The organism is Seohaeicola sp., from assembly GCF_048006315.1.
Lineage (GTDB): Bacteria > Pseudomonadota > Alphaproteobacteria > Rhodobacterales > Rhodobacteraceae > Seohaeicola.
The window spans coordinates 190,727-217,678 of the sequence record NZ_CP180350.1 but is presented as its reverse complement, the minus strand read 5'-3'; the positions used below and the strand labels follow the sequence as shown (position 1 = coordinate 217,678).

Here is a 26,952-nt window from a genome sequence, read left to right as displayed (position 1 = left end):
TTTGTCGAATTGCCGGCCTGTCCGCAGGGCGTCAAACGGGCAGCCCCGACCGCCGCCACGACGATCCTGCCGCGCCTTGCGCCCAACTCCTGTTCGATCCGCAATGGCGACGGCACCTGGCAGATCGTGACGCCGGGCTGGACCGTTCCGGCGCACTCAGACCTCGTCGGCATCCGCCGTTTCGATCTCGTCATCCATCTGCGCAAGGCGGCCCCCCGCCTTGCCCGACGTCACGACACCCAGCGACTTGAGCTTGCGGTGCAGCGCGCTGCGCTCCATGCCGACGAAATTGGCGGTGCGGCTGATATTGCCGCCAAAGCGGTTGATCTGGGTCAGCAGGTACTCCCGCTCGAAGGCCTCGCGCGCTTCGCGCAGCGGCAGCGTCGCCAGCGCACCAGACAGCACGACGCGCCCGTCATCGCTGCTCTTGTCCTCGCTTGACGGCAGGTCACGCACCTCGATCGGGCCCGTGCCCTCGCCTAGGATCAGCACCCGTTCGATCAGGTTGCGCAACTGGCGCACGTTGCCCGGCCAGTCCATAGTCTGCATCAGGGCCACGGCCTCGTCGCTCAACTGTCGCATCGGCAAACCTTGCGTGCGGTTGAACAACGCGATGAAATGCTGCGCCAGAAGCGGAATATCCTCGCGCCGGTCGACCAGCGGCGGCACCGCGATCGGCACGACATTCAGCCGGTGGTACAGCTCCTGCCGGAAGCGTCCGGCCTTGATCTCGGCCTCGAGGTTGCGGTTGGTCGATGAAATCACCCGCAGGTCGACACGGACCTTGTCAGCCCCGCCCAGTCGCGTGAACTGCTGATCGACAAGCACGCGCAGGATCTTGGACTGCGTGCCGGACGGCATGTCCGCCACCTCGTCGAAATAGATGACGCCGCCATGCGCCTGTTCCAGAAGGCCCGGTTCGACACCGCGCTCGGCGCTTTCGCGGCCAAACAGCACCTCTTCCATCCGGTCCGCTTCGATCGAGGCGCAGCCGACGGTCACGAAAGGTGCGCCCGACCGATTGGAATTCGCATGGATGTAGCGCGCGGCCACCTCCTTGCCCGATCCCGGCGCACCGGTCAGCATGACCCGGCCATTCGATTTGGTGACCTTGTCCAACTGGCTGATCAACGCCCGGTAAGACCCTGATGCACCGACCATTTCCGCAGCCGTCACATCCTTGCGCCGCAGCTCGCTATTCTCGCGGCGCAGGCGGCTGGTCTCCATCGCGCGCCGGATCACCACCAGCAACTGGTCGATGTTGAAGGGCTTTTCGATGAAGTCATAGGCCCCCTGCTTGATCGCGGCGACCGCGATCTCGATATTGCCATGGCCCGAGATGATGACCACGGGCACATCGGGGTTGTCGCGCTTGACGGTCTTGAGGATGTCGATCCCGTCCATCCGGCTGTCCTTGAGCCAGATATCCAGGATCATCAGCGCGGGCGGCTCGGTGTTGATGGCGGCCATCGCCTCGTCCGAATTGCCGGCCAGACGGGTATCAAATCCTTCATCCTCAAGAATATCCGAGATCAATTCACGGATGTCGCGCTCGTCATCGACAATAAGAATATCGCCCATCTATCTGCCACTCCTCTGTTTTTCCTGCCCACGCGCGGAACCGGCAGGGTATTTCCCCTCACCCGGCGCCGCCGTGGGCTCAATCTCTGCGGCAGGCCCCGCCGCGCTGGACAGCGCCAGCGGCAAGCGGATCACGGCCATCGCCCCGGCCCATGTCTGCCCCTCAAAGCAAGGCGCATCCTCCAGCGTCAGGGTGCCGCCATGTTCCTCGATGATCTTCTTGACGATCGGCAGGCCCAGCCCCGTCCCCTCGCTGCGCGTGGTCACATAAGGCTCGAACAGGCGGGAGCGATCCTCGGGAAGACCCACGCCGTTGTCGATGATGCGGATCTCGGCCTGCGATCCGACGCGCGCCGTGACCACGCGCACCTGCGGCCTGTGACCCTCGGGCGCGCCTTTGGTCTGCAAGGTCTCGATCGCCTCGCCCGCGTTCTTGATCAGGTTGGTCAGGGCCTGATGCACCATGGTCGCGTCCACCTCGGCCTCCAGCGGATCATCGGCCAGATCGGTGCCGATATCGACGCCGGGTTGCCCCGATTGCTGCAACAGCACCGCATCGCGCACCAGCGCCGTCAGGCTTTCGGGTCGCCGTTCGGGTTCGGGCATGCGGGCGAACTTGGAAAATTCATCAACTATGCGCCGCAAGTCATTCGTCTGCCGCACAATTACATCCGTCAGCTGATCCAGGTCGCCGCCGGTCGCCTCGTCCAGATGCTTGCGGAACTTCCGCTTGATCCGCTCTGCCGACAGCTGGATCGGGGTCAGGGGGTTCTTGATCTCATGCGCGATGCGCCGCGCGACATCGCCCCAGGCGGCCATGCGCTGCGCCGCGACCAGATCCGACACATCGTCAAAGGCCACCACATAGCCTTCCAGCCGCCCGTCTTCGCCGCGCCGGGTCGACATGCGCACCAGAAGGTTCTCAAGCCGTCCGGCCCGGCTGACCTTGACCTCGTCCTGCGCCGTTTCCGATTGCGCCTGTTGCAGCCTGTCGAACAGCGGGCCGAATTCCGGCACTGCCACCGACAGGGCCACGGATTGCCGATCCTCCTGCCAGTCCAGCAGACGTTCGGCCGAACGGTTCACGAAGGTCACCCGCCCTTCGGCATCAACCCCCACCACGCCAGAGGTCACGGAACTCAGCACGGAATCGAACAGCCGCCGCCGCCGTTCGATCTGGCGCGTATTGTCCAGAAGCGTGTCGCGCTGGCCCTTCAGCTGCCGGGTCATCTGGTTGAAATAGCGCCCCAGCATCGCGATCTCGTCATCGCCCGTCTCATCAGGCACCTGCACGTCCAGATCGCCCGCGCCCACGCGCTGTGCCGCCCCCGTCAAACGCCCCACGGGGCGCGACAGGCGTTCGGCAAACCACATGCCCAGCCAGACCGCCGCCAGGATCAGGATCACCGCAAAGCCAAGGTAGACAAGGCCGAATTCGAACAGCACGCGCCCGCGTTCATTTTCAAGCTGCTGGTAGAATCGCGCGGTTTCCTTGGTGTCATCGAGCAGGTTCAAAAGCTCTCCGTCCACCTCGCGGCTGACATAGAGATAACGGTCCACGAATTCCTCAAGCCGCACCAGCGCGCGGAATTCGTTGCTGTCCCAATCCTCTATGATCTGCACGCCGCCTTCGGACGCGGCCATGATCGACGCAGCCCCCGGTGGTTCGAAATCGAACAGGTAGGATCGTTCACCGCGCGCCCGGATCTCGCCGGTGCCGTCGATCACATAGGCTTCGCGCAGGCCCCGCTGGATCTGCCCCTGCCCCGTCGCCAGAACCCGACGCACATCGCCATCCCCCATGAAGAAGGTATTGCGCCGGTTGTTGTCCAGATAGGCCGCAAGCGCCAGCGCATCATCCGTCAGATCGCGGCGATGTTCTTCCTCATAGGCTTCGGCGGCGGCCAGCGAACTGCCCACCACCTGCCGCACACGGTCGGAAAACCAGCCTTCGAGGCCCACGTTGATCGTAAGCCCCGCAAAGATCGCAACCGATACGGTCGGGATCAGTGCCAGCAGGGCAAAGACCCCTGTCAGCCGCAAATGCAGCTGCGACCCGGCCGAGCGCGCCCGCCGCGCGGCGATCAGCCCCGCGACCTTCTGCAGCACCAAGGCCGCCACCACCAGCACATAGACCAGATCGACCAGCAGGATCAGCCGCAACCCGATGGCGGAAGCCCCCTGGTCCAGCGGCCCAAGCACAAGGAAGGTGGCAATGGCAAGAACAGGTCCAAGAAACACCAGCCCCAGCGTGGCGGCATTCTGCACTTTCTTCAGGCGGCGCAGACGCGCAAGCCTGTTCCAATCGATGCGTGCATGCGCCCGGGTTATCACCCGCTGCCCCCGTCCTGATTGATGTGGCGCGTGACGCGCCTGACCGCTTTTTTCGGGTCAGACTGGCCGATGGGCCAATCTGCCACTTATCTGTTGCGGTTTTACATCAACTTCCGACGTCGTGTCACGCGAATATCCAGATCCGTGATCTTCTTTCGCAAGGTATTGCGGTTGATCCCAAGCAGATCGGCACATTTAGCCTGATTTCCGCCTGTCGCCTCAAGCGCGATTTCCAGTAAAGGCCCCTCGACCTCTCGCAGAATGCGGCCATAAAGCCCCGGTGGCGGCAGCATGTTGCCATGCAGATCGAAGTAGCGCCGCAGATGGCGGTTGACCGAGGCCGACAGCTTTTCGGTATCGTTGCCACCGCCCAGCACGGGCTCCATCTCGGGCTGGTTGCCCAGAACCAATTCCACCTCGGAGCGGGTGATCTCGTCGGCGCGGCTGGTCAGGACAAGGCGGCGGATCGCGTTTTCCAGCTGGCGCACATTGCCCGGCCAGCTATAGGCGCGCATCAGTTCCAGCGCGTCCCGCGACAGGCGGCGCTTTGGCGCACCGTCCTTTTCGCTGCGCAGCAGGAAATGCTCGGCCAGAAGCGGGATGTCATCGACCCGTTCGCGCAGCGAAGGCACCTCGATCGTGGCCCCGCCCAGACGGTAGTACAGGTCCTGCCGCATCCGGCCCTTTTCCATCGCCTGCGACAGGTTCGACTGGCTGGTGGCCATGAAACGCGGCACGTGATCGCCGGGGCTGTCCATCATGCGCACGATCCGCGCCTGGCTTTCAAGGTCGATATCGCCGATCTCGTCGAACAGGACCGAGCCACCCTTGGCGCGGGCCAGCACGCGGGCGGGCCCTTCGATGTCCTGCAGATCCGTCGCCGTCACCGTGACGAAAGGCAAGGTGCGCCGATCCGAAAAATCGTGAATGGCCCGCGCGATCAAGGACTTGCCGGTCCCGCTTTCACCAGAGATCAGCACCGGAAGATCGGTGTTCATGACCCTGGCCACAAGCCGGTAGAGCGACTGCATCGCAGGGGTGCGCCCCACAAGCGGCAGATCGTCAGGCCGCTCTGCGCCCGCATCGACCGGGGCGGAAGGCGCCACGCGGCGGCGGCTTTCCAGCGCCCGCGCCGTCCGTTTCATCAGGTCGGGCAGATCGAACGGCTTGGGCAGGTAATCATAGGCCTCGGCCTCGGCGGCCTGAATGGCGGTCATGATCGTGTTCTGCGCCGAGATGACGATCACCGGCAGGCCGGGTCGATCCTGCGCGATCTTCGGCAGCATCTCCAGCCCGTTGCCATCGGGCATCATCACATCCGAGATCACCACATCGCCCTTCCCCTCGGCCACCCAGCGCATCAGCGTGGTCAAGCTCGAGGTGGCATGCACCTTGCAGCCAGCGCGCGTCAGTGCCTGCGTCAGCACTGTGCGGATGGTGCGATCGTCATCGGCGACCAGAACGGTTCCGTCCATCGGCGTCTACTCCCTTGAGGACTGTGAGTTGTTGGATTTGCGTGGCGGCGGCACGTCGCGCGGGGCACGCGGCAAGGACATGCGGAACACCGTGCGCCCCGGCACGGAATCGACCGAGATCCATCCGTCATGGTCGGACATGATCTTGCTGACCAGCGCCAGGCCAAGCCCGGTGCCGTTTTCCCGACCCGACACGAAAGGATCGAAGATGTCGCCCGCGATATCGGCGGGCAGACCGGGGCCATCGTCGATCACCTCGACCTGCAGGGGCAGCGATTGGCCCATCCCGTCGCTGCGGCGCATGCGGAACGAATGCTCGTAATAGGACCGCAGACGAATGGTTCCACCATTCTTGTCAGCAGCTTCCGAGGCGTTCTTGACCAGGTTCAGCACCACTTGCAGCAACTGGTCCGGGTCCCCCCAGGCCATGGGCAACGAGGGGTCGTAATCCTCGATGATCTTCATGTGCGCGCCAAACCCAAGCAGCGCGGAACGTCGCGCCCGGTCCAGCACGTCATGGATATTGACCTCGCGCCGGTCGGGCGGGCTGAGGTTTCCGAATTGCTCGACCTGCTCCAGCAGCTTCACGATCCTGCGGCTTTCCTCGACGATCAGATCGGTCAGCTCCATGTCTTCGGGGCTCAGACCCATCGACAGAAGCTGCGCCGCACCCGTGATGCCTGCCAGCGGGTTCTTGATCTCATGGGCCAGCATTTCGGCCATGCCGATGGCCGATTTCGCCGCCGATTTGACCGATTGCGAATGGGTCACCCGCCCGGCCAGCTCGCGCGGCGAGATCAGCAGGATCATGAACCCCGGCTGTCCCTGCATCGGTGAAATCTGCAGGTTGCAATGCAATGGCGCCCTTTCGCCGGTGCCCACGTCGACATCATTCACGAACAGCGGGGTCGAGGTCTCGCGCGACCGGTCGAAAGCTTCCTGCATCGGGGCATCCACCATCACGCGGTCCCAGACCGGATGCCCCCGCACCGCCTTGACCGACGCATTCAGGAACAGCTCTGCCGCAGGGTTGGCGTCAGCGATGCGATCCTCGGGGTCCAGCAGGATCGCGGGTACCGGTAATGACGACCAGAGCGCGGAATTGTCGATCATGCGGCAACCCTCCGTGCAGGGGCGCCCGCCGACGACAACGCGTCGGGCAGAAGCTGCAGGACCGTATCGACCGCATCGGCACGCTGGATACGCTGCCGCAGCGGGGCTTCGGTTCCCGCCTCGTCCATGTACCAGCCCAGGTGCTTGCGCGCGACGCGCAGCCCGAGATCCTGACCATAAAACATCAACATCGCCTCGTAATGCCTTGATACCATGTCAACAAGATCATGCCCCATGGGAACATCGGGGGCTGGATGGCCATAGAGTTCATGGGCGATCTGCGCCAGCAGCCAGGGCCGCCCTTGCGCGGCACGCCCCACCATCACCCCGTCGGCGCCGGACAGGCGCAGCGCCTCTGCGGCAGATGCCGCATCGACGATGTCGCCATTGGCAATCACCGGGACCCCGACAGCCCGCTTCACAGCCGCAATGGCCGCCCAATCCGCCTTGCCCTTGTAGAACTGGCAGCGGGTCCGCCCATGGATGGTGATCATCCGCACGCCCGCCCCTTCGGCCCGCCGCGCGATATCGGGCGCATTCAGGCAATCATCGTCCCAGCCCAGCCGGGTCTTGATTGTGACAGGCACCTTGACCGCCGCGACAACCGCCTCGATCAGCCGCAAGGCGTGATCAGGTTCGCGCAACAGGGCCGACCCGGACAGACCGCCGACGACCTTCTTGGCCGGGCACCCCATGTTGATGTCGATGATCCGCGCCCCCGAGGCTTCGATCATCCGCGCCGCCTCGGCCATCCAGTGCGGATCGCGCCCGGCGATCTGCACGGATGTGCCCGCGACATCCGCCCCCAGTTCGGCCCGCTCGCGCGCCTCGATCCGGCCGGTGACGATCTCGCGGCAGGCCACCATTTCGCTGACCACCAGGCCCGCTCCGAACGAGGCGACCAGCGTGCGAAACGGCAGATCCGTGATTCCGGCCAGAGGCGCCAAAAGCACCGGAGAGGACAGATGATGATCTCCTACATGCAAAGACACGTGCTTATTCCTTGTGCATTGGCTCTTGGCTATCGCAAGCCGAGGCCCGCCGACAACGCTACCATCGTTGTATCTGGATCAAATATAGGCACGCCCCCGTCTGTCGCCTAGTATTTAAGCAGACTGACCGGCAAACTGGCACATTGCCCTTTCGACACCCGCGCCCTATGCAGAAGGCAGGATCAGACAGCAAGGCCGGACCCCACGTGACTCACGCCCGTTTTCCGCAGGAACACCGTGCATGACCACGGCAGCGATCATCGTCGCCGCAGGCCGGGGCACGCGCGCGGGCGGGGATCAGCCCAAGCAATGGCGCGTGCTGGCAGGTCGCCGTGTGATCGACTGGACGGTCGATCTGTTTCACGGCCAGCCCGGAATTGATCTGACCCTTGTCGTGCTGCACCCCGACGATCTTGATCTTTATGTGCCGCCCTCCGGCGTCATGGTAACCACGGGCGGTGCCAGCCGCGATGCTTCCGTGCGCCGCGGTCTGGACGCGCTTTCAGGCGCGGGCGTCACCCGCGTGCTGATCCATGACGTGGCGCGCCCCTCTACGCCGCCTGCGGTCATCGCAGCTGTGCTGGACGCTCTGGACACGGCCCCAGCCGCCGCCCCCGGCCTGCCCGTGACAGATGCCCTGTGGCGCGCGGAAACCGGACATGTGACCGGCGTGCAGGCGCGTGACGGGCTGTATCGCGCCCAGACCCCGCAGGGTTTTGATTACCAGATCTTGCAGATGGCCCATCGCGCGCATCCCGGCCTTGCCGCGGATGATGTCGAGGTGGTGCGCGCCGCCGGGATCGGGGTTGTCATCACGCCGGGACATGAAGACAATCTGAAGATCACCACGCCCGAGGATTTTGCCCGGGCCGAACACATCCTGACAAGACAAGGAACAGGCATGGATATCAGGCTCGGCAATGGCTACGACGTGCATCGATTCGGGCCGGGGGATCACGTCACGCTCTGCGGTGTGAAAGTGCCCCATGGCCGTGGCCTTGTCGGCCATTCCGACGCCGATGTCGGCATGCATGCGGTCACCGATGCCATCTATGGCGCGCTGGCCATGGGCGATATCGGGCGGCATTTCCCGCCCTCGGATCCGCAGTGGAAGGGTGCTGCCAGCCATATCTTTCTGCGTCACGCGGTACAGATGGCCCAGGAAAACGGTTTTCGGATCAGCAATGTAGACTGCACTCTTGTCTGCGAATACCCCAAGATCGGCCCGCACGCGGCAGCGATGCAGTCCGAAATGGCCGCGATCATGGGGCTGTCGGCTGACCGGGTGTCGGTCAAGGCGACGACCAGCGAACGGCTGGGCTTTACCGGACGCGAAGAAGGTATCGCAGCCCTCGCCACCGCGACACTGGTCAAACCATGAGCCGCGTCAGCCACCTTATCGCCACCTTCGGGCATGTCGGGCATCTGCGGCCCGCCCCCGGCACCTGGGGCTCGCTGGCGGCGCTACCCGTGGCCGGGGCGCTCTACATGCTGGGCGGTGTGCCCCTGTTCTGCGCGGCGATCGTGGTCGCATTTGCATCAGGTTGGTGGGCCACGGCACTGGAAACAAAGGGAAAGGACGATCATGATCCATCCGAGATCGTGATCGACGAGGTTGTCGGTCAATGGATCGCGCTGCTGCCGGTGATGATCGGCGCCAGCCATTCCGGTGCGGGGCTGCTGGCGCTCTGGCCCGGTTGGCTGACGGCCTTTGTGGCCTTCCGCCTGTTCGACATCACCAAACCCGGCCCCGTCGGCTGGGCCGACCGCCAGCACGGACCCTTGGGGGTGATGCTGGACGATGTGATCGCCGGGATCATGGCCGCGCTGATGGTCGGGCTGGGCGCATGGATCTCGCACGGTGTGCTGGGGGTCTGACATGCGCCAATCCGCCAAGGACATCCTGACGCTCTACCGGGCCAAGGGCCTGCGCATCGCCACGGCCGAAAGCTGCACAGGGGGCATGCTTGCAGCGGCCATCACCGATATCGCCGGATCCTCCGATGTGTTCGACCGGGGTTTTGTCACCTATTCCAATGCCGCGAAATCCGACATGCTGGGTGTCTCCGCTCAGACACTTGCGACCCATGGCGCGGTGTCAGAGCCTGTTGCGCGGGAAATGGCAGAGGGCGCGCTGGCTGCTTCGGCGGCGGATGTGGCCCTGTCGATCACCGGGATCGCAGGCCCCGGCGGGTCAGACTTCAAGCCCGAAGGGCGTGTCTGCTTCGGTCTGGCGCGCAAGGGCCATGCCACCCGGACCGAAACGGTGGAGTTCGGTGCTCTTGGCCGCGACAGGGTGCGCAGCGCAGCCACCGATCATGCGCTTTCCTTGCTTTTGACGGCGGCGCAACAGGCTTAGCATCCCCCCACAAGCCACTGTTCAGACGAGGGAAGATGCCATTTCCCGTGCACTTGCCTGCCCCTCGATCACGGACCAGAGCGCATCGGCACGCAAGGCCCCCAGCAGGCTGCGCGCCTTGGTCTGGATCTTGTCTTGCCGCAGGGCCAGCGCCATGGGTGCATTCAGATCGTGGCGTGCCTCGCGCACCGCACCATCCCGCAGCACGACGCGCAGGCGCGTGGCGGTCTCCGCCACGCTGTCATCCGCTGTCACATGGACGCGCGCGCGCAAAGCCTGCAACGCGGGGTCCGCGCAGACCGCATCGCTGTAGCTGGCCAGAACCGCCGTATCATGGCCAAGGACCTGCATTGCCAATACCGTGCCATAGCTGAACTTGGCCCCAAGCCCTGTCATGGGCGCAACCTGGTTGCAGACGGTCATCCAGCGCGGATGCGTTGTCACCTCGATCCGGTCGATCATGGCCGGATCCAGCGGCGCCAGCGTCAAGCCGGCCTCCAGCACCGCATGCAGACCATGGCAGCAGGCATGGAACTTGTGACTGACGGTGTCAAAAATCCACTCCTGACCAATGCCTTGCATCGCGTCCTTGATGTCCTGCCCGGCATGGGTCGGCCCAAAGCCCTGCGGGCTTTCCAAGGCTTGCGGGTTGGCCACGAAACCGCGCGCCACCAATTGCGCCGCCTCGACCCCGTTGGCCGCGGCAAGACCCGCGTTGAAGGGCTTGCCCATCGTGCCGAACTGCGATTTCAGACCCGATGCGCGTGTCGCCAGCAAGCCCAGCACCATCGCGCAGCCCTGTGTATCCAGGCCCAGCAACCGCGCGGCGGCCAGCCCCGCCCCGAAGGCCCCCGCGGTGGCTGTCTGGTGAAAGCCGGTCTGATAATGATCACGCCCCAGCCAGACGCCCACGCGGATCGAGGCCTCCACCCCGATCAGCGCCGCCGCCTGCAAGGCCGCGCCATCGGCATCCTGTACCTCGGCCACCGCAAGGGCGGCCGGGATCACCGCCACCGACGGGTGCCCGATATGGGCGAAATGCGTGTCATCGTAATCAAGTGCATGGCTTGTCGCCCCGTTGGACAGCGCCGCCGCCCGGGCCGGCACGCGACCCGAATGCCCGATCAGCCCCGCTTGTGGCGCGCCACCCTCGTCCAGCACCATGTCCCGCGTGATCCGGGCCACGGGCTCGTCCCGACCGGCCAGCCCGACCGCGGCCCAGTCCAGCATCGACAGCCGCATCATCCGCAGCGCGGCCTCCGGCAGATCACGTGTCTGCGTTTGCGCCGCGAATTCAGCGAGTTGTGAGGTGATCATCATGCGTGCCGGCTCCATTATTGCGCCGCCAGCATAGCGTGGTTTCACGCCGCGTAAAGCTGCGCCGCGCGCCGCTCGAAGGCGCGCACGATCCGCTGCATCGCCTCGTTGAACACGACGCCGATGATCCCCTGCAGCACGGCATTGCGGAACTCGAAATCCACGAAGAAGGACACATCGCACCCACCCTCAGGCGCATCCCTGAAGGCCCAGTTGGATTTCATGTAGCGAAACGGCCCATCCAGATATTCGGTGTCGATCTTCATCTGCGCGGGCCACAGCGTCACGCGGCTGCCGAATCGTTCGCGGAATACCTTGAAGCTGATCACCAGATCCGCCTCCATCACCTCGGCCCCATCCGAGCGCGGTGTCACCGACCGGATGCGCGCTGCCGCGCACCAGGGCAGGAACTGCGGGTATTTCGCGACATCCGCCACCAGGTCATACATCTGCTGCGCGCTGTAGGGCAGCCTGCGGGTTTCGGAATGGGTCGGCATTGTCTGTGGGTCGTCCTGATCGTCTGTGAGGCATTTTCGCGCGTGACAGTGGGGCTTCATTTCGTAGAGTGAGCGTCGAATTGCAAGGAAAACCCATGACCCAGCGTCCTTATGTCATCGACCGGATGATCTCGGCCAAGGCCATCGCCGCCCGGATCGAGGCCCTCTCGCACCAGATCGAAGCCGAGTTTACAGACACCGACAAGCTGGTGGTCGTGGGGTTGCTGCGCGGGTCCTTCGTGTTCATCGCCGATCTCGTGCGGGAACTGGATCTGCCGGTCGAGGTCGACTTCCTCGAGGCGTCATCTTATGGAAACGCCATGGAAAGCAGCCGGGAAGTTCGCATTCTCAAGGACTTGCGTGGCGCAATTGAAGGACGCGACGTACTGGTCGTCGAGGACATCGTCGATACAGGCCATACCCTTTACCATGTACGCCAGCTTTTGCTGTCGCGCGCACCGCACAGGTTGAAGACGATTGCCCTGCTGGACAAGCCAAGCCGCCACGAAGCGCAGATCAAGGCCGATTGGACCGGATTCGAGATTCCCGATGAATTCGTCGTGGGCTATGGGATCGACTTCGCGCAGCGCAACCGCAACCTGCCCTATATCGGCAAGGTGCGCTTCACGGATTCCTGAGGGCTGTCGCCGGCAGGCCGGATCGGCAAACAGGGCTGTCGTCACGGTTATGTGATGCGACAGGACGGCGCACCTGCGACAAACTGTCCACCACAGTGTGTGCACAGCAAAGGACAGGATTTCATGACCAAGGGGCTTACCATTATCGGCGCCGTTCTCGGACTCGCGATCGCGGCGGGTGCCGCCACCGGGCAGGACGCGCAGCAAAAGGCGCTGAACGATGCCACCAAGGCACGTCAGGCGCAGATGCAGCTTTATGCCTTCAACCTCGGACAGCTTGGTGCCATGGCCAAGGGCGATGTTGCCTATGACAGCGATGCGGCAAGCGCCGCCGCCACGAACCTTGCCAGCCTTGCAAGGCTGGACCAGCGCCGACTCTGGCCCGAAGGGTCGGATGACATGAGCGTTGACGGCTCGCGCGCCCTGCCCGCCTTGTGGGAAAACCTGCCCGACGTGATGAGCAAAGGCAGCGACCTTGTCACCGCAGCCACCGCGATGGAAGCGGCCGCCGGCACGGATCTTGCCAGCCTGCAGGCCGCCATGGGCGCCGTTGGCGGCGCGTGCGGCGCGTGCCACAAAGCCTACCGCACCCCCAGCAACTGATCCCGTGGGGCGCCGGGCCCGCCCTGGCGCCCCGGACCGGATTTGACGACGATGATCAGGGCCATCACATCTCTTGCGGCATTGGGCGCGCTCGTTCTGGGCGGCGGTCTGTGGATCACCGCGCCGGACCGTGTCGATCCTGATGCGGTGGCAGGGCTGGTCGGTGTGCCTGCCCGCGGCAAGGACGTCTTTGACGCGGGCGGCTGCGCGTCATGCCATGCCGCCGAAGGCGCGACAGGCGAGGCGCGCCTGATCCTGTCGGGAGGGCGGGCTTTCGCCACGCCCTTCGGCAGCTTCCGCGCTCCCAACATATCGCAGGATCCCGATCACGGGATCGGCGGCTGGGATCTGGCCGATCTTGTCAACGCGATGCGCTACGGCACGTCACCGCAGGGTCAGCACTATTACCCGGCGTTTCCCTACACGTCATACAGTCGCGCAACGCTGCAGGATATCGCGGATCTGCAGGCCTATCTTGTCACGCTACCCGCCGATGCAACCCCCGACCAGCCGCATGACCTGGGCTTTCCCTTCACGATCCGGCGCGGGCTTGGCCTGTGGAAGGCGCTCTATCTGGATCACGGATGGACCGTGACGGGCGAATTGACCGCCGCGGAAAACCGTGGCCGCTACCTTGCCGAGGCCCTGGGCCATTGCGCCGAATGCCATACGCCGCGCGGCCCCTTGGGCGCGCTTGACCATGATCGATGGTTGGGCGGGGCCCCCAACCCATCGGGCAGCGGTACGATCCCCAACATCACGCCCGCGCGGCTTGACTGGTCCGAAGCCGATATCGTGGCCTATTTCACCTCGGGCTTCACGCCTGACTATGACACCGCCGGCGGCAGCATGGCCGAAGTGGTCCAGAACCTTGCGCAATTGCCCGAGGCCGACCGCGCTGCCCTGGCCGCCTATCTCAAGCGGTTGGCGCCGGTCGACTGACCAAGGGGCTTCTTCTTGCCTGAAATATCCCGGGGGTGAACGGCGAACGCAGTTCGCCGGAGGGGGCTGGCCCCCTTGCCGCCCGCCGTCACGAAGGCCGCTGCCTTTGCCCTGTCAGGCCCGACCAAGCCGCGCCTGCCGCGCGTCGCGCAGCCGCGCGAAATCATCACCCGCATGGTAGGAGGATCGCGTCAGCGGCGTGGCCGACACCATCAGGAACCCCTTGCCGAAAGCGGCCTTTTCATAGGCGGCGAACTCATCGGGATGCACGAAACGGTCCACCGCGTGATGTTTCGGCGTGGGTTGCAGGTATTGACCGATGGTCAGGAAATCCACATCGGCCGCGCGCATGTCATCCATCACCTGCAGCACCGACTGGCGGTCTTCGCCAAGGCCCACCATGATCCCCGACTTGGTGAAGATCGACGGATCAAGCTCCTTGACCCGCTGCAGCAGGCGCAAGGAATGGAAATAGCGCGCGCCGGGCCGCACTTCGGGGTAAAGGCCAGGCACGGTTTCCAGGTTGTGATTGAACACATCAGGCCGCGCCGCGACGACCGTTTCCAGTGCGGCTGGCGCGCATTTCAGGAAATCGGGGGTCAGAACCTCGATCGTGGTGCCCGGTGCGCGGTGACGGATGGCGCGGATGGTCTGGGCGAAATGCTCGGCCCCGCCATCCTCCAGGTCATCGCGATCAACCGAGGTGACGACCACATGGTTCAGCCCCAGCTTGGCCACCGCATCGGCGACGCGGCCCGGTTCGAATGCATCCAGCGTCTGCGGCTTGCCCGTGGCGATATTGCAGAAGGTGCAGCCGCGCGTGCAGATTTCGCCCATGATCATCATGGTGGCGTGACCCTGGCTCCAGCATTCGCCGGCATTGGGGCAGCCGGCCTCTTCGCAGACCGTGACCAGCTTGTGCTCGCGGATGATGTTGCGCGTATCCTTGTAGCCCTGCGAGGTCGGTGCCTTGACCCGGATCCACTCGGGTTTCTTGGGCTGGGCATTGTCGGGCCGGTGGGCCTTTTCGGGGTGCCGCTGGCCGGGGATCTTCAGATCGCGCATCTGGGTGCCTTTCGGGCTTTTGAGACTTGTCTTCACATACGCGCATTCAGGGCCGGATTAAAGACCCGCCAGACCGGGGCGTCAGGGAATGTCGCGCCGCGCCGCCCGTACCAGACCGCCGCCCACATCGCGCAGGATCTCGGCCAGGGGCGCGCACCAGCCATCGTCCAGACTGGTTTCGCGTCGCACAAGACCCACGCGCCGGGCCGGTTCGGGCAGGCTGAAGCGCATCAGGTGCATCTCGGGCGCCGCGCGCTGTTCCTGCAGCGCCGCCAGTTCCGGCATCAGCGTCAGACCGAAACCTGCCGCCACCAGCCGCGACAAGGTGCTGAGCGAAGAGGCCCCCATGTTGATCTGCGCATGCCCCCGGCCACGCCCGCAGACCTCGAGCGCCTGATCGGTCAGGCAATGCCCCTCTTCCAGCAGCAACAGCTGGCTCGCGCCCAGTTCCATCGGGCGCAGCGCATCGGCCCCGGCCCCCAGCGCGGCCAGTCGCGCCCTGGTCCCGGCCAGTAGAAAACGGTCCTGAAACAGCGGCATCTCGACCAGGCCATCCTCGGCCGAGGGCAGCGCGATCACCGCCGCATCCAGACGCCCTGCCCGCAATTCGGCCAGCAGACGGTCGGTCTTGGCCTCCTGCACCTGCACATCCAGCGAGATATCGCGCGAGCGCAGCGCCTCGAGCGCGCCCGGCAGGATATAGGGCGCGATGGTCGGGATGACGCCAAGGCGCAACTCTCCCGACAGACCGCCACGCCAACGCGCCGCATCGGTCAGGGCCTGGGTTGCCGACAGAACGGCCTCGGCATGGGACAGGATGCGCCGCCCGAACGGCGTCAGCACCACATCGCGGGCCTGACGTTCGACCAGCGCCGCGCCAAGATTCTTCTCCAGCTCGCGGATCTGCACGGATAGCGCAGGTTGCGACACATGCACCACGTCGGCCGCACGGCCGAAATTGCGCTGTTCTGCCAGGGCCTTGAAATAGGTCAGTTGACGCAGGGTGATATTCATAACGCGAAGTTATGCACCCACCCCGTTCTTGACAACGCCCATTATAGGAATGGCGCCCCTTTCACGCCGACATCCTGAGAATGACAAGCAGCACGAAGGCGCCGATGATGATCGCCGCAAGTGCCATCCACTCCTTGCGGGTTTCACGGTGCAACCGGGCCTCTTGCGCGGGCAGCGGCTTCGGCCTTTCGCCCCCGGCATGCCGGACCAGGGCCACAAGCGCCTCGGCTTCGGATCTGTTCCTGACGAAGGGACGCAAGGCAAGCATCTGCAGCTTGGCGCCCGGCGTCATCGGAACCGCCTCGAGCCTTGGTTGATAGCCCCTGGCAAGTACCGTCTCGCCAAGCGACACCTCGGCATAATCGGACAGCCGGAGCACCTGAACCTTGCCGAAGATCGAGGTGAGCTGCACGATCCCGTGGTCGACATGCAGCCGGGGCAAGCCCCGCACAGCCGACCACAGAAGAAGCAGCGGGAAACTCAGCAGGAAAAGCCCCACGACCAGTGAGGTCACGACACCACCCCGAACACCCGGATCGCTCGGCAGTGCACCACGGACAAGCCCCCAGGACGCCGCCCACAAGGAAAGCAGTGCAAGCAGGGACATCATTCCCATGGCAAACCAGACGAACCAGGGATAGCGCGGCCGGAAGGTTGCGGGCAGGTGCAGGCGTGTCACGCGGGAATGATCGTCAAACATGAGCATACCACTTATCAGGAGATGCCATGCTGCCCCCGGGATCCGGCCGTTTTAAGGCCGAACCGTGACAGGCCCCGGTCTAGCCGATCATGCCGCCATCCTTGCCAAGGTCGTCATAGTGCCGGCGCAACCGCTGCAGCGCGATGCGCAGCACGATCTTGCCCGACCGCGCCGACCAGCCCATGCGCCGTTCGGCCTGTTCCAGACCTTCGAGGTAGCAACAGCAGCGCAAGGCGACATCGCCCAGGCCAGGCCCCAGGTCGCGCAGCGCCGCGCCGATGCGCGCACGTGCGGCCTCGGGCCCGCGCGCGGCACCGGTCGCCATTGTCCCACCCTGCACACCTGCGGTCAGGAACCGGTCCCAGTTCTGCGCAACCTTGGGCCCCATCTGGGCCAGTTCGAAATCCTCGCGCAGCCGTTCTCCGGCGGTGACCAGCTCATCCGACAGGAAGGGTTCGCCGGATTTGTCGCGCCGCCGCGCCAGCGACAGCAAGGGCGACTCGTTCACGCAGTAGCGCATTCTGCGCCGACCGCCGCCGCTGGTCGGCTCATCCGTGTCATCAGCCGCGCCATCCGCCGCATCCGGCCCCGCAAACCGCGCGCCGCCTTCGCTGACACCACGGCGGGCCATGTTCTCGGCCTCGGCCAGCAGCGTTCCAAGTGCGGCGCGTCCCGTGCCGGTGATCCGGTATCGGGACACACGGCCCGGCGTATCGCAGACGATCCATTCCTTCAGCGCCATCGCCTGCGCGATGGCCCGATCCACCACGGCGGTGCGCGTCGTGCCCCCATCGACACCGTCGCGAACGACCACGGCCTTGTCCATTTCCGCAGCCACCGCAAGCACGGCACCCGGTTCGGCAAGCCGGCGCAGGACGCGCCGACCCTCGCGGCGCAGCGTCTCGTTTGTCGGTGCCACCGTGCCGGGCACATCGCCCGTAGCGGTCACCGATGTGTTCTTGCTGTCGGGCAGCGGATCAAGATCTGTAGTCATCGTGCGATGCTCCTTCAACGGGAACTGGGACTGCAACGGGGGCCTGCCCCCCGTTTCGCGCCGGGGATCAGGGCGGAAATGCAGCCCCCCAAGCTGGCGCAGGGCTTCGTCCACCAGGAAATCGTCGCGGCGGTTTTCAAGCTTGCGGATCTGGCGCAGGATGGTGGAGGCATGACAGCCCGCATGGCGCGCCAGCGCGCGGATCGGCAGCCCGGCTTCGATATGGGCAAGATAGCGCAGGGCCGTTTTGGGAACCCAGCCCGGCGCCGCATCCCTGTTCTGGACCGCAGGTGCCCCATCATTGCGGGCCGCAGCGGTGTCAAAGGTCGTCATGTCAAACCTCCTGCCTTTCTTCTCCACAGGTTATCCCCAGACAGACTTGCAACCTAAGAATGCAATTCTTACCAGTTCGTTAACATTCGGTCGAATTGTTCATAATTGTTTCTAAATGTTGAATAATGGCAAAGGCGCCGCGCGCTGCTTTGGGCCGATGCGCAACATCCCCCCTGGCCGTGGTTCAGTCAGGCAGACCGGGCAATCCGCCCGGCCCTGCACAAGGAACCGCATCATGAACGATATCCTGCACCGGCTGGATGCGCTGCGACGGCCGCGCCTGTTGATCCGCACCGCCCGCATCGGCGCCGAGGATTACCGGCGCGACATCCATCTGCCCCGCCTTCTGGGGCACGGCGGACTGCAGCGCAACGCGCCAGCACTTGAACGGCTGATGGACATCGAGGCCGGTCTGGACCAGAGCCGCCGCGACGGCGAGGCCGGCTATTCCACGATCCGCCATGTCGAGGTGATGATCGCCATGATGGGCGAGGCGCGATTGCTGCGGGCCTTGCATCCGCCGCTGGCGGTGCGCCCCGCTGTCGCGGTGGTGGCTGGCCCCGTTCTTGAACCGCTCGGCTAGTGGCCAGTGCCATGGCCGCCGGAAACGGCGAAGGGCGGCCCAAAGACCGCCCTTCGCTTTTGTTGTCCTGCCTGGCCTTGCTTACATGAAGGCGTCGGCCATGCTTTCCTTCTTGCGCGCGACGTATCCGGCCAGCGCCTCGGTGATGGCGGGATCAAGCGCGGGTTGCTGGTAGTTGGCCAGCATCTGGTCCACCTTCACCGCAGCCAGCGCCATCGTGTCGCGCGCACCTTCCTCGTGCCATGTCTCGAAGGGTTTGTAATCGAACACATCCGAGCGCCAGAAGGCCGATTTGAAATTCGCCTGCGTGTGGGCACAGCCAAGGTAATGCCCGCTGGGGCCGACCTCGCGGATCGCATCCATGGCCTGCGCATTCGCATCCACCGCCACGCCTTCGGCGAATTTGTGCAGTGCGCCCAGTTGGTCCGCGTCCATCACGAATTTCTCGAAGCTGGCGACAAGCCCGCCTTCCAGCCAGCCACAGGCATGCAGCATGAAGTTGACGCCGGACAGAAGCCCCATGTTCAGGCTGTTCGCCGTCTCGTAGGCCGCCTGCGCATCGGGCAGTTTCGAGCCGCAGAACGACCCCGCCGAACGATAGGGCAGCCCCATGCGCCGCGCCAGCTGCCCCGCGCCATAGGTGATCTGGCTGGCCTCGGGCGTACCGAAAGTGGGCGCGCCCGAGTTCATGTCGATCGAGGTCACGAAGGCGCCGAAGATCACCGGCGCGCCGGGGCGCACCAGCTGGCTGTAGGCGATACCGGCCAGCACCTCGGCCAGAACCTGCGTTAGCGTGCCGGCCACGCTGACCGGGGCCATGGCCCCGCCCACGATGAAGGGAGAAATGATGCAGGCCTGGTTGTTGCGGGCATAGACCTCAAGGCTGCCCATCATCACATCGTCAAAGGTCATGGGCGAGTTGATGTTGATCAGGCTGGTCATCACCGTGTTGTTCTGCACGAAATCGCGCCCGAACAGGATTTCGCACATGTCGACCGAATCCTGCGCGCGGCTGGGTTCCGTGACCGACCCCATGAAGGGCTTGTCCGACAGGGTCATATGGGCATGCAGCATGTCCAGGTGACGCTTGTTGACGGGGATATCCGTCGGCTCGCACACCGTGCCGCCCGAATGGTGCAACCATTTCGACATGTAGCCCAGCTTCACGAACTTGCGGAAATCCTCCATCGTGGCATAGCGGCGACCGCCCTTGACGTCATGCACGAAGGGCGGGCCATAGACCGGGGCCAGCACCAGGTTCTTGCCGCCGATCACGACGTTGCGCGCCGGATTGCGGGCGTATTGGGTGAATTCGCGCGGCGCGGTGGCGCAAAGTTTGCGGGCCAGGCCGCGCGGGATGCGCACCCGCTCGCCCTCGATCTCGGCGCCCGCATTGCGCCACAGCTCCAGCGCGGCGGGGTTGTTGACGAAATTCACCCCGATCTCGGCAAGGACGGTTTCGGCATTCGTTTCGATGATCTCCAGCGCCTCTTCGGTCAGGATCTCGAAATTCGGGATGTTGCGGCGGATGTACTGGGCCGTCTCGAAGGACACGGCCCCGCGCTCGGCGCGGCGCGCCGCTCCGCCACCACCACGTGCCGGTCTGCGGGTCTGAACCTCTGTCATCTTTGTCATCCTTCATGCCGAAACACCCCGCCCCTTTGGCGGGTTTGCCACCTGATACCCGGTTCAACGCGTCCCTTGGGTGAGAAATCCGGCCATTGAGGGGAAAAAGCGACATCGCACCCCCCAACAGCGCCGCCCTGTACCGCGCCGAGGCTTGCGCAAACGCGGGCCTTGGCCTAGGAGGCTGAACATGAGCCAGACATCCCATGACCGCCTTCTCATCATCGACTTTGGCAGCCAGGTGACGCAGCTGATCGCGCGCCGCCTGCGCGAGCTGAACGTCTATTGCGAAATTCACCCCTATCAGAAGGTCACGGATGCCTTCCTGGCGGAATTCGCGCCAAAGGCCGTGATCCTGTCGGGCGGACCTGACAGCGTGACGCGGGAAGGATCGCCCCGCCCGCCCGAGTCGGTCTTCACCCTGGGCGTGCCCCTGTTGGGGATCTGCTACGGCCAGCAGGTCATGATGCAGATGCTGGGCGGCATGGTCGAATCGGGCCATGGCACCGCCGAATTCGGCCGCGCCTACGTGACCCCCGCCAATGGGCGGATCGACCTGCTGAACGGCTGGTTCCTCGAGGAACGCGAACAGGTCTGGATGAGCCATGGCGACCATGTCAGCCGCATCGCGCCGGGCTTCGAGGTCTATGGCACCTCGCCCAACGCGCCCTTCGCGATCACCGCGGACCTGAACCGCCGCTTCTACGCCGTGCAGTTCCATCCCGAAGTGCACCACACGCCCAACGGCAAGACCCTTTACGAGAACTTCGTGCGTATCGCGGGCTTTACCGGCGACTGGACCATGGGCGCCTACCGCGAGGAAGCGATCCGCAAGATCCGCGAACAGGTGGGCGACAAGCGTGTGATCTGCGGCCTGTCGGGCGGCGTCGATTCGTCCGTTGCCGCCGTTCTGATCCACGAGGCGATCGGCGATCAGCTGACCTGCGTCTTCGTCGATCACGGCCTGTTGCGCCAGAACGAGGCCGCCGAGGTCGTGGCGATGTTCCGCGACAACTACAACATCCCGCTGATCCATGCGGACGAATCCGAGCTGTTCCTGGGCGAACTGGACGGACAGTCCGACCCCGAGACCAAGCGCAAGATCATCGGCCGGCTGTTCATCGACGTGTTCCAGAAATACGCAAGCGGCATCGAGGGCGCGGAATTCCTGGCGCAGGGCACGCTTTACCCCGACGTGATCGAATCCGTCTCGTTCAGCGGCGGGCCTTCGGTCACGATCAAGTCGCATCACAACGTGGGCGGCCTGCCGGAAAAGATGGGCCTGAAACTGGTCGAACCCTTGCGCGAACTCTTCAAGGACGAGGTGCGCGCGCTGGGCCATGAACTGGGCCTGCCCGCCAGCTTCATCGGGCGCCACCCCTTCCCCGGACCGGGCCTGGCGATCCGCTGCCCCGGCGAGATCACGCGCGAAAAGCTGGAAATCCTGCGCAAGGCCGATGCGGTCTTCATCGACCAGATCCGCCGCCACGGTCTTTATGACGACATCTGGCAGGCGTTCGTGGCGATCCTGCCCGTGCGCACCGTGGGTGTGATGGGCGACGGGCGCACCTATGATTTCGCCTGTGCCCTGCGCGCCGTCACATCCGTCGACGGCATGACGGCGGATTACTATCCCTTCACCCATGATTTCCTGGGCGAAACGGCGACCCGCATCATCAACGAGGTCAAGGGCATCAACCGCGTCACCTATGACGTGACCTCGAAACCGCCGGGCACGATCGAGTGGGAGTGATCCGGCTTTCGGGAAGACTGATCTGCACGACCCACGCCCAGGCGCGGGCCGTGATGATGGGCCTGCCCGCGCATGTCCACCTGACCCGCGCCGAGCCCGGTTGCCTGTCCTTCAACGTGGTGCCGACCGGCGATCCCCTGATCTGGCAGGTCGACGAGGCATTCGCCGACCGCGCCGCTTTCGACGCCCATCAGGCCCGCGCCGCAGACACCGATTGGGCCGCGCTGACCAAGGACATCGCGCGTGACTACGTGATCACCGAAGACGGAACGGCATGACGACCCCGATCCCCGCCATCCTTCACGCGCCGCCGCCAGTCCTGCGCGCCGCACTCTGGATGATCGGGGCCATCGCATCCTTTTCGGCCATGGCCGTTGCCGGGCGCGAGGCGGCCTTTGACCTCGATACGTTCGAGATCATGCTCTACCGCTCGATCGTGGGCGTGGTCATCGTCTTTGCCATCCTGACGCTGACCGGGCGCTGGGGACAGGTCACGCGCCGCCACCCCGGCCTGCAGATCATGCGCAACCTTGCGCATTTCAGCGGGCAGAACCTGTGGTTCTACGCGGTGACGGTGATCCCGCTGGCGCAGGTCTTCGCGCTGGAATTCACCTCGCCGCTATGGGTGCTGGTGCTGTCGCCTCTGGTTCTGGGTGAACGGATGACGCCGATGCGCACCCTGGCCGCCGTCATGGGGTTCATCGGCATCCTGATCGTGGCGCGCCCCGACCCCGAAACCCTGAACCCCGGCGTCATCACCGCGGCCCTGTCCGCGATCTGCTTTGCCTTCACCATCATGCTGACGAAAAAGCTGACGCGCACCGAAAGCATCGCCTGCATCCTGTTCTATCTGACCACGACCCAGGTCGTGCTCGGCCTGATCGCGGCAGGCTATGACGGGGATATCGCCCTGCCGTCGGCCACCAGCCTGCCCTATGTCGCGGTGATCGGCTGCGCGGGACTGCTTGCGCATTTCTGCCTGACAAATGCGCTGTCCATCGCGCCGGCAACCGTGGTGATCCCGATCGATTTCACCCGCCTGCCCGTGATCGCGATCGTGGGCATGGTGCTTTACAACGAGCCGCTGGACCTTTTCGTCTTTGCCGGTGCGCTGGTGATCTTTGCAGGCAACTACCTCAACATCTGGCACGAGACGCGGCGGCCGAAACAAGCGGCATGAAACGGGTTGCGGGTGCTTTGTCACAGGCATAACACCGCTGCATGACACAGAAATCCATCTCACTCAGGGCCTGGGCAGAGCTGCTGTTGCTGGGCGGCATCTGGGGCGCGTCCTTCCTGTCGAACGCCGTGATCCTGCGCGAGCTGGGCTTTGTCAGCGTCGTGGCCTTCCGCGTGACCGGGGCTGCGCTGATCCTGTGGGCCTATGTGCTGCTGCGCCGCCTGGCCCTGCCGCGTGATCCGCTGGTCTGGGCCGCTTTCGTCTTTTCAGGTTCGCTGAACACGGCGCTGCCTTTCGCGCTGATCACCTGGGGGCAGACGCATATCCCCTCGGGGCTGGCGTCGATCCTGAACTGTTCCACCGCCGTCTTTGGTGTGCTGGTCGCCGCATTGGTTTTTGCCGACGAACGCCTGACCCGGCGCAAACTGGCGGGCATCGGGCTGGGATTTGCGGGGGCTGTCACGGTGATCGGCCCCGATGCGGTGCGCGGGCTGGACCTGACCGCGCTGGCGCAGCTGGCCCTGATCGGGGCGGCGCTCTGCTATGCGTTCGGCAGCGCCTTCAACCGCGCCCGCCTGTCGGGGCTGGCCCCGCAGGTGGCCGCCGCCGGCATGCTCAGCGGCTCGATGCTGGTGATCCTGCCCTTGGCCCTGTTGCGCGACGGGCTGCCCACGATGGACTATGCCGGCATCACCTGGATCGCCATCGCCTATCTGTCGATCGTGGCGACGGCGCTGGCCTATCTGCTCTATTACCGCGTGCTGGCCATGGCAGGGTCGGGCAATGTGCTGCTGGTCACGCTGCTGGTGGCACCGGTCGCGATCCTGCTGGGCGCGATCTTTCTGGACGAGGCGCTGCCGATCCGCGCCTACGCGGGTTTTGCGCTGCTGGCGGCGGGGCTTGTGGTGATCGACGGGCGCATCCTGAACCGCCGCCGTGCCGCCGGTGCCATGCCGCCCCCCGTGCAATAGCGTTGACCACCCCTTGCGCCGGGGCTACCACAACGCCCAGGCAAGAGGGATGCGACCATGATCTACACATCTGCGGCGGAATGGCGCGAGGCCCCGCGCAAACGGCTGCTGTTTTTCGGCATGTCCGGGCTGGGCAAGACGCATCTGGCCACGCTTCTGCGCGATCATGGCGACTGGTTCCACTATTCGATCGATTACCGGATCGGCACCCGCTACATGGGCGAATACATCGCCGACAACGCCAAGGCCGAGGCGATGAAAGTGCCCTTCCTGCGCGATCTGTTGCTGTCGGATTCGATCTACATCGGATCGAACATCACCTTTCACAACCTAACGCCGGTGTCGTCATACCTGGGCAAGCCGGGCAATCCCGCCAAGGGCGGCCTGCCCTACGCCGAATATACCCGCCGGCAGGCACAGTTCCGCCAGGCCGAGATCCATGCCCTGCTGGACACCGGCTATTTCATCGAACGGGCCGAGGCGCTTTATGGCTATCCGCATTTCGTCTGCGACACGGGTGGGTCGATCTGCGAATGGGTCGATCCCGAAAACCCCGAGGATCCGGTCCTCAAGGCGCTGTCGCAAACGACGCTGATGGTCTGGATCAAGGGCGACGCGGCCCATACCGCCGAACTGATCCGCCGCTTTGACCGCGCGCCCAAGCCGATGTCCTACCAGGCCGAATTCCTGGACCGGGTGTGGCACGAATACCTGAGCCAGAACAAGGTGTCAGAGGACGAAGTTGATCCGGATGCCTTCATCCGCTGGACCTATGCCCAGGCGCTGGCCCATCGCCAGCCGCGCTATGGCGCGATGGCGCGCAACTGGGGCGTGACCGTGACCGCCGACGAGGTTGCCGCCGTGCGCAGTGCGGCCGACGTGGATGCGCTGATCGCCCAGGCGCTTGAGCGGGGCTGACCCGCGCCCTATCTGACCTTTTCCGAAAGACCTTTTTCCTTCCGACCATCAAGGACTGACCCAGATGCCCATCAAGATCCCGTCCACCCTGCCCGCCTTCGACGTCCTGACGCGCGAAGGGGTCATGGTCATGGACGAGGATCAGGCGGCGCGCCAGGATATTCGCCCGCTGAAGATCGGCCTGCTGAACCTGATGCCCAAGAAGATCCAGACCGAAAACCAGTTTGCCCGCCTGATCGGGGCGACGCCCCTGCAGATCGAGCTGTCGCTGATCCGCATGTCCGAACACCAGGCCAGGAACACTGCCGCCGATCACATGGAAAGCTTCTACCGCCCCTTCAACGAGGTGGCCGCAAGCGGCGAGAAATACGACGGGCTGATCATCACCGGCGCGCCCATCGAACACCTGCCCTTCGAGGAGGTGACCTATTGGGACGAGCTGCGCGAGGTCTTCGACTGGACCCAATCCCATGTTCATTCCACCTTCGGCGTCTGCTGGGGCGGCATGGCGATGGTCAATCACTTCCACGGGGTGCGCAAACACATGCTGGATGCAAAGGCCTTCGGCTGCTTCAGGCACCGCAACATGGCCCCCGCCTCGCCTTACCTGCGCGGGTTCTCGGATGATTGCGTGATCCCCGTCAGCCGCTGGACCGAGATGAAGCAGTCCGAAATCGACGCGGCCCCCGGTCTGGTCACATTGCTGGCCAGCGACGAGGTCGGCCCCGCCCTGGTCGAGGACCCGGGTCATCGCGCGCTCTATATCTTCAACCATTTCGAATATGACAGCGACACGCTGAAACAGGAATATGACCGGGACGTCGCCAGCGGCACGCCGATCAATGTCCCGCTGAACTACTATCCCGATGACGATCCCGCGAGAACGCCCCTCAATCGCTGGAGAAGTCACGCGCACCTTCTATATGGCAACTGGATAAATCAGATTTATCAGTCAACCCCGTTTGATTTGGATGCCATCGGTACTTAAGGTGATCAGCTTCATCGCGACAGTGGCGCTTCTGGGCGGTTGCGGGGCCATTGTGGACCGCAGGGCCGATACGCGCGAAGCCGGGGCCGAGGCCAGCTTCCCCCCGACCGGCCGGTTGATCGAGGTCAACGGGCGTCAGGTCCATGCCCATGTCGAAGGGCGCGGCCCCGATCTGGTGCTGATCCACGGCGCATCGGGCAACACGCGCGATTTCACCTTCGCCTTCGTGGATCGGCTGAAGGACGATTACCGCGTGATCGTCTTCGACCGTCCCGGCCTTGGCTGGACCGATCGCGTCTCGGATGATTTCGGCGGCCCGTTCAACACTGCCGCCGAAAGCCCGGCACAGCAGGCGGCCTTTCTTCAGGCGGCCGCCGATCAGATCGGTGTGCGCCGACCCATCGTGCTGGGCCATTCCTATGGCGGCGCGGTGGCGCTGGCCTGGGGGCTGAACCGGCCCGAAGACACCGCGGCGCTTGTCGTTCTGGCCGGGGCCTCCAACCCCTGGCCCGGCGGGCTGGGCGCACTTTACGGGATCGCCTCGTCCTCGATCGGCGGGGCAACCGTGGTGCCCTTGATCGCAGCCTATGCCCCGATGACACGCGTCGATGCGGCGCTGGACGGGATTTTTGCGCCGCAATCCCCGCCACCGGGGTATGCCGATTACATCGGGGCGGGCCTGACCCTGCGGCGGGAAACGCTGCGCGCCAATGCGCGCCAGGTCAATTCGCTGCGCCCGCATGTGGTCGAGATGTCCGCGCGCTATCCCACGCTGCCGATGCCGGTCGAGATCGTGCATGGTACCGCCGATGACGTGGTGCCGATCCATATCCATTCCGAACCGCTGGCCCGCCAGATCCCCGGTGCCGTGCTGACCCGGCTGGACGGGATCGGGCACATGCCCCACCACGCCGCACCCGACGCGGTGGAAGACGCGATCCACCGCGCCGCCATCCGCGCCCGATTGCGTTGATCA

General features: G+C 64.8%; 26 protein-coding genes. 14 read left to right on the top strand and 12 right to left on the bottom strand.

The window, feature by feature from the left end; genetic code table 11:
• Positions 1 to 156 precede the first annotated feature (156 nt).
• From ACMUJL_RS01225 to dusB, 5 genes are all read right to left on the bottom strand, one after another.
• A complete protein-coding gene (locus ACMUJL_RS01225; protein WP_375571026.1) occupies positions 157 to 1,581 on the bottom strand; it encodes a sigma-54-dependent transcriptional regulator in 1,425 nt (474 codons plus the stop codon).
• Entirely contained in the window at positions 1,582 to 3,915 is a 2,334-nt protein-coding gene (locus tag ACMUJL_RS01220) for a sensor histidine kinase NtrY-like (protein ID WP_375571028.1), read from the bottom strand.
• A gap of 101 nt (positions 3,916 to 4,016) precedes the next feature.
• Complete coding sequence (locus tag ACMUJL_RS01215) at positions 4,017 to 5,390, bottom strand: response regulator (RefSeq protein ID WP_416914085.1); 1,374 nt, start codon at positions 5,388 to 5,390, stop codon at positions 4,017 to 4,019.
• A 6-nt stretch (positions 5,391 to 5,396) separates the two neighbouring features.
• Complete coding sequence (locus tag ACMUJL_RS01210; RefSeq protein WP_416914084.1) at positions 5,397 to 6,503, bottom strand: two-component system sensor histidine kinase NtrB; 1,107 nt, start codon at positions 6,501 to 6,503, stop codon at positions 5,397 to 5,399.
• Positions 6,500 to 7,495 carry a tRNA dihydrouridine synthase DusB gene (gene dusB, locus ACMUJL_RS01205; RefSeq protein ID WP_375571034.1) on the bottom strand — a complete coding sequence of 332 codons (996 nt, stop codon included), beginning with the start codon at positions 7,493 to 7,495 and terminating at the stop codon, positions 6,500 to 6,502. The genes ACMUJL_RS01210 and dusB overlap by 4 nt, the downstream gene beginning before the upstream one ends.
• A 241-nt stretch (positions 7,496 to 7,736) precedes the next feature.
• On the opposite strand from dusB, the gene ACMUJL_RS01200 reads away from it, so the two are divergent.
• From ACMUJL_RS01200 to ACMUJL_RS01190, 3 genes are read left to right on the top strand one after another with little or no spacing between them, the layout of a single operon-like run.
• Entirely contained in the window at positions 7,737 to 8,876 is a 1,140-nt protein-coding gene (locus tag ACMUJL_RS01200) for a bifunctional 2-C-methyl-D-erythritol 4-phosphate cytidylyltransferase/2-C-methyl-D-erythritol 2,4-cyclodiphosphate synthase (RefSeq protein ID WP_375571036.1), read from the top strand.
• Positions 8,873 to 9,373, top strand: coding sequence for a phosphatidylglycerophosphatase A (locus ACMUJL_RS01195; RefSeq protein ID WP_375571038.1), 501 nt, complete (start codon positions 8,873 to 8,875; stop codon positions 9,371 to 9,373). The genes ACMUJL_RS01200 and ACMUJL_RS01195 overlap by 4 nt, the downstream gene beginning before the upstream one ends.
• A 1-nt stretch (position 9,374) precedes the next feature.
• Positions 9,375 to 9,854, top strand: coding sequence for a CinA family protein (locus tag ACMUJL_RS01190; RefSeq protein WP_068289836.1), 480 nt, complete (start codon positions 9,375 to 9,377; stop codon positions 9,852 to 9,854).
• A 21-nt stretch (positions 9,855 to 9,875) separates the two neighbouring features.
• Here the strand turns inward: ACMUJL_RS01190 and ACMUJL_RS01185 are convergent, their stop codons facing one another.
• Both ACMUJL_RS01185 and ACMUJL_RS01180 read right to left on the bottom strand, forming a co-directional pair.
• Positions 9,876 to 11,174, bottom strand: coding sequence for an MmgE/PrpD family protein (locus ACMUJL_RS01185; protein WP_375571040.1), 1,299 nt, complete (start codon positions 11,172 to 11,174; stop codon positions 9,876 to 9,878).
• A 41-nt stretch (positions 11,175 to 11,215) separates the two neighbouring features.
• Positions 11,216 to 11,668: a type II toxin-antitoxin system RatA family toxin gene (locus tag ACMUJL_RS01180; protein ID WP_068289839.1), complete on the bottom strand. Its 453-nt coding sequence runs from the start codon at positions 11,666 to 11,668 to the stop codon at positions 11,216 to 11,218.
• A gap of 95 nt (positions 11,669 to 11,763) precedes the next feature.
• Between ACMUJL_RS01180 and hpt the strand changes: the two genes are divergently transcribed.
• From hpt to ACMUJL_RS01165, 3 genes are all read left to right on the top strand, one after another.
• Positions 11,764 to 12,306, top strand: a complete 543-nt coding sequence (gene hpt, locus ACMUJL_RS01175) for a hypoxanthine phosphoribosyltransferase (RefSeq protein ID WP_375571044.1) — start codon at positions 11,764 to 11,766, stop codon at positions 12,304 to 12,306.
• 123 nt (positions 12,307 to 12,429) lie between these two features.
• Positions 12,430 to 12,909, top strand: a complete 480-nt coding sequence (locus ACMUJL_RS01170; RefSeq protein WP_068289842.1) for a c-type cytochrome — start codon at positions 12,430 to 12,432, stop codon at positions 12,907 to 12,909.
• A 51-nt stretch (positions 12,910 to 12,960) separates the two neighbouring features.
• On the top strand, positions 12,961 to 13,851 hold the full coding sequence (locus ACMUJL_RS01165) for a cytochrome c (RefSeq protein ID WP_375571047.1): 891 nt from the start codon (positions 12,961 to 12,963) through the stop codon (positions 13,849 to 13,851).
• Positions 13,852 to 13,965: 114 nt separating this feature from the next.
• On the opposite strand, the gene lipA is transcribed toward ACMUJL_RS01165, so the two are convergent.
• The 4 genes from lipA to ACMUJL_RS01145 all read right to left on the bottom strand — a co-directional run bounded on the left by lipA (position 13,966) and on the right by ACMUJL_RS01145 (position 17,957).
• Positions 13,966 to 14,916 (bottom strand): lipoyl synthase, encoded by a 951-nt coding sequence (gene lipA / locus ACMUJL_RS01160; protein WP_068289848.1) that lies wholly within the window; start codon positions 14,914 to 14,916, stop codon positions 13,966 to 13,968.
• Between the two features lie 81 nt (positions 14,917 to 14,997).
• Positions 14,998 to 15,930: a LysR substrate-binding domain-containing protein gene (locus ACMUJL_RS01155; RefSeq protein WP_375571049.1), complete on the bottom strand. Its 933-nt coding sequence runs from the start codon at positions 15,928 to 15,930 to the stop codon at positions 14,998 to 15,000.
• A 61-nt stretch (positions 15,931 to 15,991) separates the two neighbouring features.
• Positions 15,992 to 16,630: a hypothetical protein gene (locus tag ACMUJL_RS01150; RefSeq protein ID WP_375571051.1), complete on the bottom strand. Its 639-nt coding sequence runs from the start codon at positions 16,628 to 16,630 to the stop codon at positions 15,992 to 15,994.
• Between the two features lie 79 nt (positions 16,631 to 16,709).
• Positions 16,710 to 17,957 (bottom strand): DUF6456 domain-containing protein, encoded by a 1,248-nt coding sequence (locus tag ACMUJL_RS01145; protein ID WP_375571053.1) that lies wholly within the window; start codon positions 17,955 to 17,957, stop codon positions 16,710 to 16,712.
• Between the two features lie 235 nt (positions 17,958 to 18,192).
• Between ACMUJL_RS01145 and ACMUJL_RS01140 the strand changes: the two genes are divergently transcribed.
• Positions 18,193 to 18,540, top strand: coding sequence for a DUF6477 family protein (locus ACMUJL_RS01140; protein ID WP_375571055.1), 348 nt, complete (start codon positions 18,193 to 18,195; stop codon positions 18,538 to 18,540).
• Between the two features lie 81 nt (positions 18,541 to 18,621).
• On the opposite strand, the gene ACMUJL_RS01135 is transcribed toward ACMUJL_RS01140, so the two are convergent.
• Entirely contained in the window at positions 18,622 to 20,166 is a 1,545-nt protein-coding gene (locus tag ACMUJL_RS01135) for a trimethylamine methyltransferase family protein (protein ID WP_068289865.1), read from the bottom strand.
• Between the two features lie 190 nt (positions 20,167 to 20,356).
• Here ACMUJL_RS01135 and guaA point away from each other — a divergent pair, with 190 nt between their 5' ends.
• The 7 genes from guaA (at position 20,357) to ACMUJL_RS01100 (ending at position 26,949) form a co-directional block, all read left to right on the top strand.
• The gene (gene guaA / locus ACMUJL_RS01130) at positions 20,357 to 21,919 is read left to right on the top strand and encodes a glutamine-hydrolyzing GMP synthase (protein WP_416914083.1); all 1,563 of its coding nucleotides are present in this window, start codon (positions 20,357 to 20,359) and stop codon (positions 21,917 to 21,919) included.
• Positions 21,920 to 21,972: 53 nt separating this feature from the next.
• A complete protein-coding gene (locus ACMUJL_RS01125; protein ID WP_416914082.1) occupies positions 21,973 to 22,197 on the top strand; it encodes an antibiotic biosynthesis monooxygenase in 225 nt (74 codons plus the stop codon).
• On the top strand, positions 22,194 to 23,099 hold the full coding sequence (locus ACMUJL_RS01120; RefSeq protein WP_375571062.1) for a DMT family transporter: 906 nt from the start codon (positions 22,194 to 22,196) through the stop codon (positions 23,097 to 23,099). The genes ACMUJL_RS01125 and ACMUJL_RS01120 overlap by 4 nt, the downstream gene beginning before the upstream one ends.
• Before the next feature lie 41 nt (positions 23,100 to 23,140).
• Positions 23,141 to 24,070 carry a DMT family transporter gene (locus ACMUJL_RS01115; RefSeq protein ID WP_068289873.1) on the top strand — a complete coding sequence of 310 codons (930 nt, stop codon included), beginning with the start codon at positions 23,141 to 23,143 and terminating at the stop codon, positions 24,068 to 24,070.
• Between the two features lie 57 nt (positions 24,071 to 24,127).
• Positions 24,128 to 24,988: an ATPase gene (locus ACMUJL_RS01110; RefSeq protein WP_068289875.1), complete on the top strand. Its 861-nt coding sequence runs from the start codon at positions 24,128 to 24,130 to the stop codon at positions 24,986 to 24,988.
• A gap of 64 nt (positions 24,989 to 25,052) precedes the next feature.
• On the top strand, positions 25,053 to 25,976 hold the full coding sequence (gene metA, locus ACMUJL_RS01105; protein WP_068289877.1) for a homoserine O-acetyltransferase MetA: 924 nt from the start codon (positions 25,053 to 25,055) through the stop codon (positions 25,974 to 25,976).
• The gene (locus tag ACMUJL_RS01100) at positions 25,960 to 26,949 is read left to right on the top strand and encodes an alpha/beta fold hydrolase (RefSeq protein ID WP_416914081.1); all 990 of its coding nucleotides are present in this window, start codon (positions 25,960 to 25,962) and stop codon (positions 26,947 to 26,949) included. Before metA ends, ACMUJL_RS01100 begins: the two co-directional genes overlap by 17 nt.
• The last annotated feature ends 3 nt before the right edge of the window (positions 26,950 to 26,952 follow it).

What these genes read in the sequence shown, in the direction of transcription:
- ACMUJL_RS01225 (WP_375571026.1), bottom strand. Translation starts at nt 1,581, where the DNA reads ATGGGCGATATTCTTATTGTCGATGACGAGCGCGACATCCGTGAATTG.
- ACMUJL_RS01215 (WP_416914085.1), bottom strand. Translation starts at nt 5,390, where the DNA reads ATGGACGGAACCGTTCTGGTCGCCGATGACGATCGCACCATCCGCACA.
- ACMUJL_RS01210 (WP_416914084.1), bottom strand. Translation starts at nt 6,503, where the DNA reads ATGATCGACAATTCCGCGCTCTGGTCGTCATTACCGGTACCCGCGATC.
- ACMUJL_RS01200 (WP_375571036.1), top strand. Translation starts at nt 7,737, where the DNA reads ATGACCACGGCAGCGATCATCGTCGCCGCAGGCCGGGGCACGCGCGCG.
- ACMUJL_RS01195 (WP_375571038.1), top strand. Translation starts at nt 8,873, where the DNA reads ATGAGCCGCGTCAGCCACCTTATCGCCACCTTCGGGCATGTCGGGCAT.
- ACMUJL_RS01190 (WP_068289836.1), top strand. Translation starts at nt 9,375, where the DNA reads ATGCGCCAATCCGCCAAGGACATCCTGACGCTCTACCGGGCCAAGGGC.
- ACMUJL_RS01185 (WP_375571040.1), bottom strand. Translation starts at nt 11,174, where the DNA reads ATGATGATCACCTCACAACTCGCTGAATTCGCGGCGCAAACGCAGACA.
- ACMUJL_RS01180 (WP_068289839.1), bottom strand. Translation starts at nt 11,668, where the DNA reads ATGCCGACCCATTCCGAAACCCGCAGGCTGCCCTACAGCGCGCAGCAG.
- hpt (WP_375571044.1), top strand. Translation starts at nt 11,764, where the DNA reads ATGACCCAGCGTCCTTATGTCATCGACCGGATGATCTCGGCCAAGGCC.
- ACMUJL_RS01170 (WP_068289842.1), top strand. Translation starts at nt 12,430, where the DNA reads ATGACCAAGGGGCTTACCATTATCGGCGCCGTTCTCGGACTCGCGATC.
- ACMUJL_RS01165 (WP_375571047.1), top strand. Translation starts at nt 12,961, where the DNA reads ATGATCAGGGCCATCACATCTCTTGCGGCATTGGGCGCGCTCGTTCTG.
- lipA (WP_068289848.1), bottom strand. Translation starts at nt 14,916, where the DNA reads ATGCGCGATCTGAAGATCCCCGGCCAGCGGCACCCCGAAAAGGCCCAC.
- ACMUJL_RS01155 (WP_375571049.1), bottom strand. Translation starts at nt 15,930, where the DNA reads ATGAATATCACCCTGCGTCAACTGACCTATTTCAAGGCCCTGGCAGAA.
- ACMUJL_RS01150 (WP_375571051.1), bottom strand. Translation starts at nt 16,630, where the DNA reads ATGTTTGACGATCATTCCCGCGTGACACGCCTGCACCTGCCCGCAACC.
- ACMUJL_RS01145 (WP_375571053.1), bottom strand. Translation starts at nt 17,957, where the DNA reads ATGACGACCTTTGACACCGCTGCGGCCCGCAATGATGGGGCACCTGCG.
- ACMUJL_RS01140 (WP_375571055.1), top strand. Translation starts at nt 18,193, where the DNA reads ATGAACGATATCCTGCACCGGCTGGATGCGCTGCGACGGCCGCGCCTG.
- ACMUJL_RS01135 (WP_068289865.1), bottom strand. Translation starts at nt 20,166, where the DNA reads ATGACAGAGGTTCAGACCCGCAGACCGGCACGTGGTGGTGGCGGAGCG.
- guaA (WP_416914083.1), top strand. Translation starts at nt 20,357, where the DNA reads ATGAGCCAGACATCCCATGACCGCCTTCTCATCATCGACTTTGGCAGC.
- ACMUJL_RS01125 (WP_416914082.1), top strand. Translation starts at nt 21,973, where the DNA reads ATGATGGGCCTGCCCGCGCATGTCCACCTGACCCGCGCCGAGCCCGGT.
- ACMUJL_RS01120 (WP_375571062.1), top strand. Translation starts at nt 22,194, where the DNA reads ATGACGACCCCGATCCCCGCCATCCTTCACGCGCCGCCGCCAGTCCTG.
- ACMUJL_RS01115 (WP_068289873.1), top strand. Translation starts at nt 23,141, where the DNA reads ATGACACAGAAATCCATCTCACTCAGGGCCTGGGCAGAGCTGCTGTTG.
- ACMUJL_RS01110 (WP_068289875.1), top strand. Translation starts at nt 24,128, where the DNA reads ATGATCTACACATCTGCGGCGGAATGGCGCGAGGCCCCGCGCAAACGG.
- metA (WP_068289877.1), top strand. Translation starts at nt 25,053, where the DNA reads ATGCCCATCAAGATCCCGTCCACCCTGCCCGCCTTCGACGTCCTGACG.
- ACMUJL_RS01100 (WP_416914081.1), top strand. Translation starts at nt 25,960, where the DNA reads ATGCCATCGGTACTTAAGGTGATCAGCTTCATCGCGACAGTGGCGCTT.